This window comes from Micromonospora sp. NPDC003241 (genome assembly GCF_053589795.1).
In genome coordinates, this window is record NZ_JBSFSO010000007.1 from 200,533 (window position 1) to 214,401 (window position 13,869).

The window sequence follows — 13,869 nt, forward strand, 5'->3', positions numbered from 1 at the left end:
TCAATTGCGCGAGTGCCGACACGTCGGGAACCATCCCCGAACGACCTGAGGGAAGGGCCTCATGACACGGGTGTTCCTGCAACCCGACGACCTGCGCGATCTGATCGCGGACCAGTGGGGTGCCGATCGGCGACTCACCGCCCTGCACCGCCTGACCGGTGGCAGCAAGAAGGGCGTCTACCGGCTCCACCTCGACGACCACGGCACCGTGGTCCTCTATGTCTGGGCGACCAGCGAGAACTACTGGCCGCCGGCGCCGAGCGTCCCCGACGATCCGTTCACCGACGCGTCGGGCGCTGACCTGTTCGCCACCAACTACGCGGCCATCACCGCTGCGGGCGTACGGACGCCACGGTTGCTGATGCTCGATCGTGATGGCCGTTATCTCGGGTCGCCGCTCGCGCTGGTCGAGGACGTCGGTGGGGTGACGCTCGAGACCCTCATGGCGCGGGATCCGGCGGCCGCGGTGACACCACTGTCGACACTCGGAGCAGCGCTGCGCCGGATGCACACCACACGCGGCTCGCGCTACGGCAGACTCACCGCCATCGCGTGCGGTGAGGCGCCTCAGGGCCGCACGACCGAGGACATAATCCAGGAACGGGCCCTGGGTCATCTCGAGGCGGCGGCCGTCCGGGTGGCTCGGCTCGCCGACGCCCGCGACCGCGTCGCGCGCCATGTCCGTGACCTGCGGAGCGCGGTCACCGCCCGCCAGGAGTACGGGCTGGTACACGGCGAACTCGGGCCGGACCACGTGCTCGTCACGGCCTGCGGTGAACCGGCGCTGGTCGACATCGAAGGGCTGACGTACTTCGACGTGGAGTGGGAGCACGCCTGGCTGCAGATGCGCTTCGGTGACGCCTACCGGGCGTTGCACCCGGTCGACCTCGACCACGACCGGCTGGAGCTCTACCGGTACGCCCAGGTCCTGTCGCTGATCGAGGGACCTCTTCGGATCGCGGACACCGACTTCCCGAACGGCCGGTGGATGCGGGATCTCGCCGAGTGGAACGTCACCAAGGCCCTGGCCGCCATCTGACGGGACACCACGCGGCGTCGTCATCCTCTGCGTGGGTTCACCGCCGGGACGGGCTGATTCCGTCCAGGGCGAGTCGCACCAGCCGCTCCGCCTCGGCCGCGCTCGTCGATTCCGCCGCCAGTGCGATCGCCTTGACGAGGGTCACCAGGTCGATCATTTCGACGTCCGCGCGTACGGTCCCCTCCTCGGCGGCGCGGCGCCGCAGCGGTTCACCGGCCGTCACGAGCATCGCGGAGCAGGACTCGCTCTCCGGTGGTGCCTTGAGCAGGGAGGTGACCAGGCCGCGGGTCGTCGTGCTGTAGACCGCCAGCTCGCACAGCCAGGTCGTCAGTGCCTGACGGGCGTCCGGCCCGGTCGACAGCTCACCGGCGCGGGCACAGAGCGCTTCGACCCGGTCGTGGAAGACCGCCTCCAGCAGTGCCCAGCGGGACGGGAAGTGCCGGTGCAGGGTCGCCGAACCCACGCCGGCAGCTCGGGCGATCTCCTCCAGCGACGCGTACGCGCCGTCCCGGGCGACCGCCTCGCTGGCCGCCGTGACGATCAGCGCGCGGTTGCGTTGTGCGTCAGCTCTCATCGCCTGCCGTTTGAATAAGTGGGGTGTCCCCCCATATCGTAACCGACAGGAAGTGGGGTGCCACCCCATTTGTTCCGAGGAGGAGACATGGCCGTCCTTGTCATCGGCGCCACCGGCAAGCAGGGCGGATCCACCGCCCGGGCACTGCTCGACCGGGGCGTCGCGGTACGCGCTCTGGTCCGCGACACCACCAGCGCGGCCGCACTCGCCCTCCGCGACCGAGGAGCCGAACTGGTCCGGGGCGACCTGGACGACCCCGCCTCGCTCCTCGCCGCAGCGCGCGGAGCGGACGGCGTCTTCTCCATCCCCTTCCCGGATCTCACCGACCTGCAGGGCGATGCCGAGCTGCGCCGAGGGCGGCACCTCGTCGAGGCCGCCCGCAGGGCCGGGGTGCCGCAGTTCGTCCACAGCAGCGTCGCCGGCGCCGGTGACTTCCACCGCAACCAGCCGGGCTGGGCCGAGGGCCGCTGGGACCGGCACTACTGGGAGAGCAAGGCAGCAATCGACGAACTGGTCCGTACCAGCGGATTCGCCCGCTGGACCGTCCTCAAGCCCGCGACCTTCATGGAGAACCTGCTGGAAAAGTCCTTCCTGTTCGGCGACGCGTCCAGCGGCACCATCGTCACCGGCTTCGCCGAGGACACCCGCATCGCCTGGATCGCCGTGGACGACATCGGTGCGGCTGCGGCGACCGCCTTCACCGGACCGGGCACGCTGGACGGCAAGGAGGTGGAACTCGCCGGTGACATGCGCACCATGACCGAGGTCGCCGCGATCCTCAGCGAGGTCACCGGCCGGACCGTCACCGCGCCGGTCCTCACCCCGCAGGAAGCGGTCACGCGCGGCCTGCCGCCGTTCATGGTCAAGGTCGTCGAGCAGATCAACGAGAACGGCACCCCCGCTCGACCGGAGATCGCCCAGGCACTCGGCCTGCCCACCACGGACTTCCGCACCTGGGCCCGCCGCACCCTCACCTGACCGCTCGGGTGCCGGGCCGGCTGCGGGACGGCCGGCCCGGCAAGCCCGACGAGGTCACCCGCCCGGTCGAGGTCAGGACGGTCGTCGGGCCACCGCCTGGATCTCGATGAGCAGGTGCGGATGGGGCAACTGGTGCACGGCCACGGTGGTGCGGGTGGGCCCGGTCTCGTCGAAGTACTCGGCGTAGACCTCGTTGTAGCCGCCGAAGTCGTTCATGTTGACCAAATAGGTGGTGATCTGGACGAGGTCGTCGAGGTCGGCGCCGACCGAGCGCAGGATGTCGCGGACGTTGTCGATGACCGCCCGGGTCTGCGCGCGGATGTCGAGGTCGGTGACGCCCATCGGGTCCGCTGCGGCGCCGACGATCGTGTTGTCCGGCCGCCGGCTGGACGTACCCGAGACGAAGATCAGATCGCCGGCGACCTTGACGTGCGGAAAGCGGCCGCGCGGCGTGGCCATGCCGGGCACCACACCGTCGGGCCGACGGTCGCGTCGGGCGCCGTCCTCGTTGTGTGGGATCACGACGCGACCCGCAGGGACGCGGTGCCGAGCGTGTCGACGGTCACCCGGACGTGGGATCCGGCCCGCAGCGGCACGGCGGCGGTGGCCGCACCGGCGAGCAGGATCGCGCCGTCGGCCAGGTCCACACCGCTGGCGGCGGCGAGCCGGACCGCTTCGGCGAGCGCCCGGCGGGGATCGCCGAGGATCGCGGCCGTGGATCCGATCTGCACGGGTCGCCCGTCCACCTCCAGCAGTACGCCGAGGTTGTCGATCCCGTCCGGCAGCGGTTGCCAGGCGCCGAGGACGAAGCCGCTCGCGGAGGTGTTGTCGGCGATGACCTCGGGCAGGGTGAAGCGGAAGTCGACGTACCGCGAGTCGATCACCTCGAGGGCCGGCGCGACCGCCGTGATCGCACCACCGTGGACCAGGAAGGCGACCTCCGGTTCGACCTTGGGGTGGATGTGGGCGGACAGTCGGAGCGTGCCGCCGTCGGGGATGTGCATGGCGTCGGTGAGCCGACCCCAGATGACCTCGTCGACGCCCATCTGCGCCATCTTGGCCCGGCTGGTCAGCCCGAGCTTCAGTCCGACGGGACGTTCACCGCGCGAGAGCCGGTGGTCGACCACGGCCTGCTGCACCCGGTAGGCGGTGGGTACGTCCAGCGCGGTGTCGGTGCCGAGCTGCGGGATGGCGGTACGGCTGGTCACCGCAGCGTCGAGGCGTCGGGCGAGGTGGTCGGTGGTGCCCATCGGCTTCCTCCGGTCGCGGTGGTCCGGTCGGTGGCGGCGACCAGGTCGAGGGCGACGTCGACGATCATGTCCTCCTGTCCGCCGACCATGCGGCGACGGCCCAGTTCGACGAGGATCGAGCGGACGTCGATCCCGTAACGCTGCGAGGCCCGCTCGGCATGACGCAGGAAGCTGGAGTAGACCCCCGCGTAGCCCAGGCTCAGCGTCTCCCGGTCGACCCGGACCGGCCGGTCCTGCAACGGCCGGACCAGGTCGTCGGCGGCGTCCATCAGCGCGAACACGTCGCAGCCGTGGTCCCAGCCGTGAAGTTCGGCGACGGCCGCGAACACCTCCAGGGGTGCGTTGCCCGCACCGGCGCCGTGCCCGGCCAGGGAGGCGTCGACCCGGGTGGTGCCGTGCTCCACGGCGGCGACGCTGTTGGCCACACCCAGGGACAGGTTGTGGTGCGCGTGGATGCCGATCTGCGTGGCCGGGTCGAGGACCTGGCGGTACGCGTCGACACGTTCGGCGACGTCCCGGGTCAGCAGCCGACCGCCGGAGTCGGTGACGTAGACGCAGTGCGCGCCGTAGGACTCCATCAGTTTCGCCTGCGCCGCCAGTGCCGCCGGGTCGTTCATGTGCGCCATCATCAGGAACCCGGACACGTCCATGCCATTGTCGCGGGCCCATCCGATGTGCTGGGCGGAGATGTCCGCCTCGGTGCAGTGCGTGGCGATCCGTACGCTGGTCACGCCCAGGTCGCGGGCGGCCTTGAGGTCGGCGATGGTGCCGATGCCGGGCAGCAGGAGGGTGGTCAGTCTCGCGGTGGTGACCGCCTCGGCCGCCGCGGCGATCCAGTCCGCGTCGGATGCGGCGCCGTGCCCGTAGTTGACGCTCGAACCGGCCAGTCCGTCGCCGTGGGCGACCTCGATCGCCGCGACCCCGGCCGCGTCGAGGGCGGCGGCGATCGCGCGGACCTGGTCGACGGTGAACTGGTGCCGTACGGCGTGCATGCCGTCGCGCAGTGTCACGTCCTGGAGATAGAGCCTGGTCATGCCGGCACCTTCCGGTCGGCGCGGGGTGCGACCATCCGTTCCGCCGTGCGAAGTGCGGCGGAGGTCATGATGTCGAGGTTGCCGGCGTACGCGGGCAGGTAGTGCCCGGCGCCGGAGACCTCCAGGAACACCGACACCTGTACGCCGGTGAACCGGGTGCCCAGCGCGGGCACGTACGTGTCGACGTGGTCGAACTGCACGCGTTGCTTCAGCCGGTAGCCGGGCACGTATCCGGCGACGGTGGCGACCATGGTCTCGATCGACGCCGCGACGGCGGCCCGGTCGACGTCCCGGTCGGGGCAGAGGCAGTAGACGGTGTCGCGCATCATCATCGGTGGTTCCGCCGGGTTCAGCACGATGATCGCCTTGCCGCGACGGGCGCCGCCGACGACCTCGATCGCCCGTGCCGTGGTCTCGGTGAACTCGTCGATGTTGGCCCGGGTGCCGGGGCCCGCCGACCGGGAGGCGATCGAGGCGACGATCTCCGCGTAGTGCACGGGTGTCACCTGGCCGACGGCGGCGACGATCGGGACGGTCGCCTGCCCGCCGCAGGTCACCATGTTCACGTTCGGCTCGTCGAGGTGCTCGTCGAGGTTGACCGGGGGCACCACGTACGGGCCGACGGCGGCCGGGGTCAGGTCCACCACCAGGCGGCCGTGCTCGCGCAGCAGTGCGGCGTGGCGGCGGTGCGATCCGGCCGACGTGGCGTCGAAGACGACCCCGACGTCGGCGAACTCCGGCATCGTCAGCAGCCCGTCGATCCCGTCGGCGGTGGTGGCCACGCCGAGCCGGCGGGCTCTGGCGAGGCCGTCGGAGTCCGGGTCGACGCCGACCATCGCCGTCATCCGCAGCGACTCCGACAGGCGCAACACTTTGATCATCAGGTCGGTGCCGATGTTCCCTGGCCCGATCACGGCCACTCCGGTGCTCATGCTGACTCCCCCGGGCTGAAGCAGGCCCGGACCGAGCCCAGGCCGGAGATCCGCGCCTCGTACGTCGCGCCGGGGGTGACCGGCACCATCGGTCCGAGTGCGCCGGACAGCACGATGTCACCGGCGGTCAGCGGTGTACCCGTGCCGGCCAGGGTCTGCGCGAGCCAGGCCACCGCGTGGACGGGGTTGCCGAGGCAGGCGGCGCCCGCCCCGACCGACACGGGTTCACCGGCGTGTTCGAGCACCATCCCGGCCAGTCGGAGGTCGACGTCCGCCAGCGTGCGGGGCTGGTTGCCGAGCACGAACAGGCCGGAGGAGGCGTTGTCGGCGACGGTGTCCACGATGGAGATGTCCCAGCCGGTGATCCGGGAGTCGACGATCTCGATCGCGGGCAGGACGTGGTCGGTGGCCCGGATCACGTCGGAGGGTGTCACCTGCGGGAACGGCAGGTCGGCGCCGAGCACGAACGCGACCTCGGCCTCCACCCGGGGTTGCAGCAGTCGACCGACGTCGATCTCGGTGCCGTCCGGGACCGCCATGTCGGCGAAGAGCACCCCGAAGTCGGGCTGGTAGACGCCGAATGCCTGCTGGACGGCGGACGACGTCAGGCCGATCTTCGCGCCGACCCGGCGGCGGCCCGCCGCCTCCCACTGCGCGACCTGTGCCTGCTGCACCTGGTACGCGGCGTCGACGTCGCCGACCGGGAGGAGGTCGCCGCGCAGCGGCGCGACGGGGGTACGTGTCTCGTAGGCGGTCCGCAGCAGTCGGGCGGCCCGGGCGACATCACTCATGACAGGTCCACACAGACGTTGGTCAGCTCGGAGTAGAAGTTCAGGGAGTGGACGCCGCCCTCGCGGCCGACGCCGGAGGCTTTGGCTCCGCCGAACGGGGTCCGCAGGTCTCGCAGGAACCACGTGTTGACCCAGACGATGCCGGTCTCCAGGCGTGTGCCGGACCGGTGGGCGCGGCCCACGTCCCGGGTCCAGACGGTGGCGGCCAGGCCGTAGTCGCTGTCGTTGGCCAGGTCGAACGCCTCGTCCTCGTCGTCGAACGGCGCCACGTGGCAGACCGGGCCGAAGACCTCCTCCCGGTTGACGCGGGCGTCGGGACCCAGGCCGGTCAGGACGGTGGGACGGACGTAGGCGCCGCCGTCGCGGGCGTCGGCGAAGGACGGGATGTCGCCGCCGGCGAGCACCGTGGCGCCCTCGGTGCGGGCCAGGTCGTAGTAGCCGAGCACCTTGTCCTGGTGGGCGTGGGAGATCAGCGGCATGTTCGCCGTCGCCTCGTCGGCGGGCCAGCCGAAGGTCAGCTCGTCGGCGCGTGCGGCCAGCCGGGTCACGAACTCGTCGAACACCGGTCGCTGCACGAGCAGGCGTTCGGTGCAGAGGCACACCTGGCCGCCGTTGGTGAACGAGGAGCGCACCGAGCCCTCGATCGCGGCGTCGAGGTCGGCGTCGGCGAAGACCAGGCCGGCGTTCTTGCCGCCCAGTTCGAAGGAGACCGCCTTCACGCCGTCGGCCGCCGCCCGCATGATCGTCTGGCCGGTGGCCGACTCGCCGGTGAAGGTGATCGCGTCGACGTCCGGGTGCTGGGTCAGGAACTCCCCCGCCGAGTTCGGTCCGAAGCCGTGTACGACGTTGAAGACGCCGTCGGGCACGCCGGCCGCCGCCATCACCTCGGCCAGCAGCGTCGCCGACGACGGTGTCTCCTCGGAGGGTTTGACCACCACGGTGTTGCCGCAGGCGAGGGCCGGGGCGACCTTCCAGGTCAGCAGCAGCAGGGGCAGGTTCCAGGGCACGATCACGGCGACCACGCCGACCGGTTTGCGTACGGCGTAGTTCAGGGCGCGTCCGCCGGTGGGGGTCGGGGTCGTGAAGGACTCCGTCGGGGTGGTCGACACGATCTCGGCGAACGCGCGGAAGTTCGCCGCGCCACGGGGGATGTCCAGGGTGCGGGCCTGTGAGATGGACTTGCCGGTGTCGCCGACCTCCGCCGCCACCAGGTCGTCGAAGCGGCGTTCCAGTTCGTCGGCGACCCGGTAGAGCACCGCGGCCCGCTCCCGCTCCCCCATGCGTCCCCAGGGTCCGCGCAGCGCCGAGCGGGCGGCGGCCACTGCGGCGTCCACCGTGGATCGGTCGGCCTCGGCGACGTGGCGGATGGTCTCGCCGGTGACCGGGGAGACCTTGGCGAAGTGCCGGCCGGACGTGTCGAACACGCCGTCGACGAAGTTCGGCAGGACGGTCGGCTCGCCGGCCGGTCGGCCGGCGAGCAGACTCGGGGACCAGAGCCCGTCGGTCATCACAGGCGTGCCTTTCGGTCAGGACGTGGTGGGTGCGGGGTCGGGGGTTTCGGCGGTGCCGGGATCGGCGACCAGGGCGACCACGGCGGCGTCGACGGTGGACTCACCGGTGACCGAGGCGGCTGCTTCGTCGGTGACGACCAGCACGGTGGTGCCCACGCCGACGTTGAGCGGGTCGACGGCGACCAGTTCGGCGCCGTCGGGCCGGACCCGGACCCGGACGAGGCGTCGGCCCTGCAGCGAGGGCAGGATGCGGTCCGCCCACACCTTGCCGACGACCTCGCCGAGCACCATCAGGCTTCCCCGCGCAGGCCGGCCATGACCTCGCGGATCCGGGCCGTCTCGGGGTTGTCGAGCAGGGCGGCGGTGGTCGGGTGCGGTTTCGGGTAGACCTGCGAGCTGCGCAGGTCGCCGTGGGCGCGAATGGCGGCCTCGCCGGCGGCGACCGCCTGACGCACGGCGGCGAGGGTGCCGCGTACGGCGACGGCGAGGTAGCCGCTGGTGACTCGTTCGACGCCGACGCAGCGTACGTCGGCGGTCTTGATCATTGCTTCGATGCCCGCGGAGAGGGCGACGACCCCGCGGGTCTCGACGATGCCGATGGCGATGTCGGAGGACATGTCTGGGTCTCCTTACCGGCTGTCAGTTGCCGACGAGTTGGGGGTCGGCCGCCAGCGCGCTGACGGCGTCGCAGGGGCTGGCGAAGACGATCGAGCGCACCGAGCGGCTCTTGGCCCGGGCGGTCTCCTCGCCGATGTCGACGGCCTCCTCGACGGTGGCGAGGTCACCGCGGACGGCGACGGCGATGATGCCGCCGCCGAGCCGGACGACCTTGGTCACCTCGACCTCGGTGGCCTTCACCATCGCGTCGACGGCGTCGAAGATGGGGGTGAAGCCTTCGGCTTCGACGAAGCCCACGGCTGTGTTCCGCATGCTCTCTCCTCTAGTGGTGGTCTGGCAGGTTCCAGGACAGGACGGCGCCGCCGGTGCCCCAGATGGGGCCGTAGGCGTGCAGGTGTGCCGGGCCGGTGCTCGCCCCGGCGCCGGCGGCGAAGGCCAGGGCCCGGAACTGGCTGTCGGCCTGGGCCTGCCGGGCGAACTCCTCGCGCACGGTGAGGGCTTCGTCGATCTTGCCGGCGGTGAGCAGGTCGAGGATCCGGGTGTTCCACTGCTCGTGGGCGGGTGCGCCGATGTGGTCCTGGGCGGGCTCGATCCACTGTTGGATGAGCCCGGAGGACATCCCGGTCACCACGACGACGGCGGCGCGCAGTCCGGCGTCGCGGGCGGCGGTGGCACCGGCGCGTCCGACGGTGGCGAGGGTGTCGGCGTCGGCGTAGAGGTTGCAGGAGACCTGTGCCCAGCGCAGCTTCCGCTCCGGGTCGAGCAGTGCGGAGGTGACGATGGTGCCGGTGTCGATCGGGAATCCGTCGTAGCGGGTCCGTCGGGCCTGGAGTCCGTCGGACTGGACCCGGGCGGCCCAGCGTTCGGTGAAGTCGACGTCGAAGCGGAGGTCGTAGTCGAGCAGGCCGTAGTCGTAGGCGTACCAGTTCTCGTCGACGTGCCGGCCGCGCGGGTTGGGGTCGCACTGGAACTGGTGGCCCAGCACGGTGAACCACTGGGTGGACAGCAGCAGCACCACGTCGGGTTCGAGTCGGCGCAGCCGGGCGCCCACGTCGCGGGCGGCGTCGGCCAGTGCCGACCAGCTCGGTGCGGCGTGTTCGGCGAGCAGGTGCGGCATGCCGGGCAGCAGCGCGCCGGCGACGACTCCGGTCCGGTCAGCCATGGTGGTCCCCCTCGGGTACCCATTCGACGACCGCGTTGCCGGTGCCGATGATCGTGCCGTAGCCGAGGACGTCGCCCGCCACCTTGGGCCAGCCCATCGCGGCGAGCATCCAGGTGAGGCTGCCGGCCTTGGTCTCGCTGGCGGTGGCCTCGATGTGTTCGGGGATGAGTTCGCGCAGCGGTGCGGTCGGTCCGCGTCGGATCGCTTCGAGCAGCTTCATGTCCCAGCGGTACTGGTGGTTGTTGTAGGGGTGCTCCCGTTCCATGTCCTCGGGCAGCTCCGGTTCCTCGTGCCAGTGCAGGTGCGACAGCGAGTTGGAGGCGAGCAGGACGGCGCGGCGGCCGGTGGCTTCGACGGCCCGTCGGGTGGCTTCGCCGAGGACTTCCATCTCCTCCAGGGAGGCGTCGGAGTAGAAGTACGGGTTGTTGTTGGCCGAGAGGGAGACCACGGGGATGTCCCAGGCCGGGTTGGCCAGGTGCAGGGCGCCGATGGTGGCGTAGTCGACGCGGACGCGCGGGTCGTGCAGGGTGCGGGTGACCAGGCCGAGTCCGTTGGCCTCGTCGGCGATGGCCTCGCCGAGTTCGACGTCGGTGCGGAAGTCGTAGTGGTAACGGAACAGGTGCGGGAAGATCGGTTCGACGGAGGTGCCACGCGGGTTCGGTACGCAGTTGACGTGGTGACCGACCATCGTGATCCAGTGCGGGGCGTGCACGATGAGCACGTCGGGCTTGTGGACCTCGCGGATGCGTGTGCGCAGACGCTCGTACGCCCAGCGCAGCGTCTCCCAGCCGCCGGTGGAGCGTGGTTCGTTCTGTGGCGGGTTCTCGGCGTAGATCAGGTGGGGTGGGTGCGGGCTGAGGCAGCCGGCGACGATGCCGCACCGCCGCGTCGCGGTGGTCGGTGGCGGGGTGCGTCCGGCGGTGGTGGCACCGCCCCGGGCCGGTGCGACCGGCACCCGGAAGACCTTGCTCATGAGAGTCCTTCCCCGCGCAGTACCCGCACGTGGGAGCGGTCGTGTGGGGCGGTGCCGAGGATCTGCAGCCCGTCGTCGTCGAGGGCGAGTTCGTCGGCGGCCAGTGCGGTGTCGTGTCGGATCCAGGCCCGCAGCGGCGCGGGATGTCCGCCGTGGACCTCGACGAGGGTGTCCTCGGCCAGGCCGCTGTCGGGGGCGACGTAGGCCAGGCGTCGCTGGCCGCGCTGGCCGGTGTAGGCCGGCTGGGTGGTGACGGTGGTCCGCAGCCAGCGTCGCTGGTCGCGGAGGCGTTCCCGGGTGGCGGCGGTCGCGGTGGGGTCGACCCGGCCGTCGGCGTCGAGTTCGACGCCGTAGCGCTGTCGCGCCTCGGCGGCGGTCAGGTACTCCTGGGTGACGTCGTCGGCGACGTGCTCGGGCAGCCGGTCCAGCGGGTCGCCCCAGCCTCCGCCGCCGGCGGACTCCATCACCAGCAGGTCCCCGGTGCGCATCGGGAAGCCGGCGACCTTGCCGGGGGTGGCGAAGTCGACGCGTTCGCCGTCGGACCGTCGGATGTGGGTCACGGTGGGCGCGCCGGGGCCGCCGTGCCGCAGACCGTACGGCGGGACGGTGGTGCGGTCGGTCTGCACCGAGTACGCGCCACCGCTGGCCAGCAGGCGGGTCTCGCGGCGGCTGCCGAGTCCGCCTCGGCGTGCGCCGTCGCCGCTGGAGCCGGTGCGCAGCTCGCAGGACTCGACGAGGATCGGGATCTCGGTCTCCAGCCGTTCGACGGACTGGATGGTGGAGATGTCGCCGAGGTCGACGGGGTTCATGGCGCTGGGGCCGTCGGATTCGAGGAACCCGCCGTTGCCGCCGGCCGGGTAGTCGTAGTAGAGGTATGGCCGGCCGGTGTGTTCGTCGACGCCACCGATGAGGTTCTGGAAGGTGGTGCCGAACTGGTCGGCGGCGATGAGGTCGGGTGCGACCTGGCTGAGTGCGGCCATCACGGCCGAGATGACGCGTTTACGGACCTCGCTGTGGGCGTTGGCCGGGGCCGGGTAGCTGACGTGCACGACGGTGCCCGGCTCGGTGTGCACCCGCAGCGGCCGGAAGGCACCGTGGTTGACCAGGCCGCCGGGGTCCAGGGCCGATTTGACGGCGATGAAGACGCCGGCGACGGTCATCGCCCGCGAGGAGTTCACCACGGCGGCGACCTGGGTCGACGAGCCGCGGAAGTCGGCCTCGATCTCGTCGCCGTCGACGGTGAGCGCGCAGCGGACGATGGCGGCGTCGTAGTGTCCGTCGGTGTAGAGGTCGAGGTAGTCCTCGTAGCGGTAGGTGCCGTCGGGCAGGGCCTGGATCATGGTGCGCAGGCGGTGCTCGGTGCGGTCCATGTTGGCGGCGACCGACTCCAGGATCAGGTCGGTGCCGTGCCGGGCGACGAGTTCGCGCAGGCGGCGTTCGGCGGTGTGGCAGGCGGCGATGCTGGATTCGAGGTCGCCACGTCGCTCCTCGGCCATCCGGACGTTGGCGAAGACGATGTCGAACGCGGCCCGGTTGGGTCGCCCCTGCTCGATGAGCCTGATCGGGGGGATCCGCAGCCCCTCCTGGAGGATCTCGGTGGCCTGGCCGGAGACGCTGCCCGGGGTCATGCCGCCGATGTCGGCCCAGTGCATGCGGACGCAGGGGAAGAGGAAGAGTTCTCCGTCGACGAAGACCGGGCTGATCAGGGTGACGTCGTTGAGGTGGCTGCCGCCTCGGTAGGGGTCGTTGACGATGTAGAGGTCACCGGGGCGCATCTCGTCGGCGAAGTCGGCGAAGATCTCGGCGACCGATGCCGGCATGGCGATGACGTGGCCGGGCATGTCCCGGCCCTGGGCGACCATCTGTCCCTGGGGGTCGAACAGGGCGCAGGAGAAGTCCTGTGCGTCGGCGATCACCGGCGAGTGCGCGGTGCGGAAGATCGTTTGTCGCATCTCCCGGACGATCGAGATGAGACCTTCGGTGACGACTTCCAGGTCGATCGGGTTCACAGTCATGCGGATGCCTCACTGGTTCCGGCTCGATCCCGATGGTGGGAGAACGGACCATCTGGGGTGGGCCACCGTGGGTGGGCCATCTGGGGTGGACCATAACGCGCTGGACCATAATGTGGTCCTAGGGTTATATTATGAAACCTAGCAACCGAGAAGGTGGGAAGCAAGATGTCGTACGCCACTGACACCAGCCCGGACGACGGGCCGACGCCCCGGGAGTCCGGCACCCAGGCGCTCGACCGCGCCCTGAGCGTGCTGCTCGCCTTCCGTGGCAACGACGCCGAACGCAAGGTCAGCGACGTCAGCCGCGAGCTCGGCCTACACAAGTCGACCGCCAGCCGACTGTTCCGCGCGCTGGCCGACGCCGGCTTCCTGCACCGCAACGAGGACAACGGCAACTACCGGCTCGGGGTCACCGTCTTCGAGCTCGGCGCGCGCTACCTCGCCGGCCTGGACCTGCACACCCTCGCCCGCCCTCTGGTGCACCGGCTGGCCGAGGAGGAGGGCGAGAGCGTCAACCTGTCGGTCCTGGAGGACCTCGACGCGATCTCCATCCACGTCGTGCAGGGCACCCGCAACCTGCAGCTCGTCTCCCGGCTGGGCCGACGCATCCCGCTCTGGTGCAGCGCCGCCGGCAAGGCCCTGCTGATCGACCAGGACGACGCCGCGCTGCGCGACACGCTGGCCGACGCACCGTTCACCGCGCTGACCGCCCACACGATCACCGACCTGGACACGTTCGTGTCCCGGATGGCGACCGTCCGCGAGCAGGGCTGGGCGCTCAACGACCAGGAGAGCGAGGAGGGACTGCGGGTCGTGGCCGCGCCGGTGCGCGACCGCCACGGCCGGGTCACCGGCGCCATCAGCGTCTCCGGCCCGATCTTCCGCCTCGACGAGGCCCGGGTGACGCAGCTGGCCGAAGCGGCCCGCCGCACCGCCGACGAGCTGTCCCGGCAACTCGGGTACGGCTTCGGCGACGTCTGGGGCGACTGACC

Annotated in this window: 16 protein-coding genes; 3 read left to right on the plus strand and 13 right to left on the minus strand. The window is 71.2% G+C overall.

Going from position 1 to position 13,869, the window contains the following annotated elements; genetic code table 11:
* The first annotated feature begins 61 nt into the window (after window positions 1–61).
* Window positions 62–1,039, plus strand: a complete 978-nt coding sequence (locus ACWDVW_RS08770; protein WP_449946193.1) for a phosphotransferase family protein — start codon at window positions 62–64, stop codon at window positions 1,037–1,039.
* A gap of 37 nt (window positions 1,040–1,076) precedes the next feature.
* On the opposite strand, the gene ACWDVW_RS08775 is transcribed toward ACWDVW_RS08770, so the two are convergent.
* The gene (locus ACWDVW_RS08775; RefSeq protein ID WP_449946195.1) at window positions 1,077–1,613 is read right to left on the minus strand and encodes a TetR/AcrR family transcriptional regulator; all 537 of its coding nucleotides are present in this window, start codon (window positions 1,611–1,613) and stop codon (window positions 1,077–1,079) included.
* 87 nt (window positions 1,614–1,700) lie between these two features.
* On the opposite strand from ACWDVW_RS08775, the gene ACWDVW_RS08780 reads away from it, so the two are divergent.
* Window positions 1,701–2,591, plus strand: a complete 891-nt coding sequence (locus tag ACWDVW_RS08780) for an NmrA/HSCARG family protein (protein WP_449946196.1) — start codon at window positions 1,701–1,703, stop codon at window positions 2,589–2,591.
* 72 nt (window positions 2,592–2,663) lie between these two features.
* Here ACWDVW_RS08780 and ACWDVW_RS08785 read toward each other — a convergent pair whose 3' ends face one another.
* From ACWDVW_RS08785 to ACWDVW_RS08840, 12 genes are read right to left on the minus strand one after another with little or no spacing between them, the layout of a single operon-like run.
* Window positions 2,664–3,050: a RidA family protein gene (locus tag ACWDVW_RS08785; RefSeq protein WP_449946251.1), complete on the minus strand. Its 387-nt coding sequence runs from the start codon at window positions 3,048–3,050 to the stop codon at window positions 2,664–2,666.
* A 59-nt stretch (window positions 3,051–3,109) separates the two neighbouring features.
* Entirely contained in the window at window positions 3,110–3,841 is a 732-nt protein-coding gene (locus tag ACWDVW_RS08790) for a 2-keto-4-pentenoate hydratase (protein WP_449946198.1), read from the minus strand.
* Window positions 3,796–4,875 (minus strand): 4-hydroxy-2-oxovalerate aldolase, encoded by a 1,080-nt coding sequence (dmpG, locus tag ACWDVW_RS08795; RefSeq protein ID WP_449946200.1) that lies wholly within the window; start codon window positions 4,873–4,875, stop codon window positions 3,796–3,798. Before dmpG ends, ACWDVW_RS08790 begins: the two co-directional genes overlap by 46 nt.
* Window positions 4,872–5,807, minus strand: coding sequence for an acetaldehyde dehydrogenase (acetylating) (locus tag ACWDVW_RS08800; RefSeq protein ID WP_396694482.1), 936 nt, complete (start codon window positions 5,805–5,807; stop codon window positions 4,872–4,874). The genes dmpG and ACWDVW_RS08800 overlap by 4 nt, the downstream gene beginning before the upstream one ends.
* Window positions 5,804–6,598, minus strand: a complete 795-nt coding sequence (locus ACWDVW_RS08805) for a 2-keto-4-pentenoate hydratase (RefSeq protein WP_449946203.1) — start codon at window positions 6,596–6,598, stop codon at window positions 5,804–5,806. Before ACWDVW_RS08805 ends, ACWDVW_RS08800 begins: the two co-directional genes overlap by 4 nt.
* The gene (locus ACWDVW_RS08810) at window positions 6,595–8,106 is read right to left on the minus strand and encodes a 2-hydroxymuconic semialdehyde dehydrogenase (protein ID WP_449946205.1); all 1,512 of its coding nucleotides are present in this window, start codon (window positions 8,104–8,106) and stop codon (window positions 6,595–6,597) included. Before ACWDVW_RS08810 ends, ACWDVW_RS08805 begins: the two co-directional genes overlap by 4 nt.
* A gap of 18 nt (window positions 8,107–8,124) precedes the next feature.
* The gene (locus ACWDVW_RS08815) at window positions 8,125–8,400 is read right to left on the minus strand and encodes a EutN/CcmL family microcompartment protein (RefSeq protein ID WP_449946207.1); all 276 of its coding nucleotides are present in this window, start codon (window positions 8,398–8,400) and stop codon (window positions 8,125–8,127) included.
* Window positions 8,400–8,726 (minus strand): BMC domain-containing protein, encoded by a 327-nt coding sequence (locus ACWDVW_RS08820; protein ID WP_396694474.1) that lies wholly within the window; start codon window positions 8,724–8,726, stop codon window positions 8,400–8,402. The genes ACWDVW_RS08815 and ACWDVW_RS08820 overlap by 1 nt, the downstream gene beginning before the upstream one ends.
* A 22-nt stretch (window positions 8,727–8,748) precedes the next feature.
* Window positions 8,749–9,039: a BMC domain-containing protein gene (locus ACWDVW_RS08825; RefSeq protein ID WP_117230022.1), complete on the minus strand. Its 291-nt coding sequence runs from the start codon at window positions 9,037–9,039 to the stop codon at window positions 8,749–8,751.
* A 10-nt stretch (window positions 9,040–9,049) separates the two neighbouring features.
* Window positions 9,050–9,889 carry a DODA-type extradiol aromatic ring-opening family dioxygenase gene (locus tag ACWDVW_RS08830; protein ID WP_449946210.1) on the minus strand — a complete coding sequence of 280 codons (840 nt, stop codon included), beginning with the start codon at window positions 9,887–9,889 and terminating at the stop codon, window positions 9,050–9,052.
* Complete coding sequence (locus tag ACWDVW_RS08835; RefSeq protein WP_449946212.1) at window positions 9,882–10,862, minus strand: DODA-type extradiol aromatic ring-opening family dioxygenase; 981 nt, start codon at window positions 10,860–10,862, stop codon at window positions 9,882–9,884. Before ACWDVW_RS08835 ends, ACWDVW_RS08830 begins: the two co-directional genes overlap by 8 nt.
* Complete coding sequence (locus ACWDVW_RS08840; protein WP_449946214.1) at window positions 10,859–12,877, minus strand: hydantoinase B/oxoprolinase family protein; 2,019 nt, start codon at window positions 12,875–12,877, stop codon at window positions 10,859–10,861. The genes ACWDVW_RS08835 and ACWDVW_RS08840 overlap by 4 nt, the downstream gene beginning before the upstream one ends.
* Window positions 12,878–13,042: 165 nt before the next feature.
* Between ACWDVW_RS08840 and ACWDVW_RS08845 the strand changes: the two genes are divergently transcribed.
* Complete coding sequence (locus tag ACWDVW_RS08845; protein WP_449946216.1) at window positions 13,043–13,867, plus strand: IclR family transcriptional regulator; 825 nt, start codon at window positions 13,043–13,045, stop codon at window positions 13,865–13,867.
* The last annotated feature ends 2 nt before the right edge of the window (window positions 13,868–13,869 follow it).

What these genes read in the sequence shown, in the direction of transcription:
- ACWDVW_RS08770 (WP_449946193.1), top strand. Translation starts at nt 62, where the DNA reads ATGACACGGGTGTTCCTGCAACCCGACGACCTGCGCGATCTGATCGCG.
- ACWDVW_RS08775 (WP_449946195.1), bottom strand. Translation starts at nt 1,613, where the DNA reads ATGAGAGCTGACGCACAACGCAACCGCGCGCTGATCGTCACGGCGGCC.
- ACWDVW_RS08780 (WP_449946196.1), top strand. Translation starts at nt 1,701, where the DNA reads ATGGCCGTCCTTGTCATCGGCGCCACCGGCAAGCAGGGCGGATCCACC.
- ACWDVW_RS08785 (WP_449946251.1), bottom strand. Translation starts at nt 3,050, where the DNA reads ATGGCCACGCCGCGCGGCCGCTTTCCGCACGTCAAGGTCGCCGGCGAT.
- ACWDVW_RS08790 (WP_449946198.1), bottom strand. Translation starts at nt 3,841, where the DNA reads ATGGGCACCACCGACCACCTCGCCCGACGCCTCGACGCTGCGGTGACC.
- dmpG (WP_449946200.1), bottom strand. Translation starts at nt 4,875, where the DNA reads ATGACCAGGCTCTATCTCCAGGACGTGACACTGCGCGACGGCATGCAC.
- ACWDVW_RS08800 (WP_396694482.1), bottom strand. Translation starts at nt 5,807, where the DNA reads ATGAGCACCGGAGTGGCCGTGATCGGGCCAGGGAACATCGGCACCGAC.
- ACWDVW_RS08805 (WP_449946203.1), bottom strand. Translation starts at nt 6,598, where the DNA reads ATGAGTGATGTCGCCCGGGCCGCCCGACTGCTGCGGACCGCCTACGAG.
- ACWDVW_RS08810 (WP_449946205.1), bottom strand. Translation starts at nt 8,106, where the DNA reads ATGACCGACGGGCTCTGGTCCCCGAGTCTGCTCGCCGGCCGACCGGCC.
- ACWDVW_RS08815 (WP_449946207.1), bottom strand. Translation starts at nt 8,400, where the DNA reads ATGGTGCTCGGCGAGGTCGTCGGCAAGGTGTGGGCGGACCGCATCCTG.
- ACWDVW_RS08820 (WP_396694474.1), bottom strand. Translation starts at nt 8,726, where the DNA reads ATGTCCTCCGACATCGCCATCGGCATCGTCGAGACCCGCGGGGTCGTC.
- ACWDVW_RS08825 (WP_117230022.1), bottom strand. Translation starts at nt 9,039, where the DNA reads ATGCGGAACACAGCCGTGGGCTTCGTCGAAGCCGAAGGCTTCACCCCC.
- ACWDVW_RS08830 (WP_449946210.1), bottom strand. Translation starts at nt 9,889, where the DNA reads ATGGCTGACCGGACCGGAGTCGTCGCCGGCGCGCTGCTGCCCGGCATG.
- ACWDVW_RS08835 (WP_449946212.1), bottom strand. Translation starts at nt 10,862, where the DNA reads ATGAGCAAGGTCTTCCGGGTGCCGGTCGCACCGGCCCGGGGCGGTGCC.
- ACWDVW_RS08840 (WP_449946214.1), bottom strand. Translation starts at nt 12,877, where the DNA reads ATGACTGTGAACCCGATCGACCTGGAAGTCGTCACCGAAGGTCTCATC.
- ACWDVW_RS08845 (WP_449946216.1), top strand. Translation starts at nt 13,043, where the DNA reads ATGTCGTACGCCACTGACACCAGCCCGGACGACGGGCCGACGCCCCGG.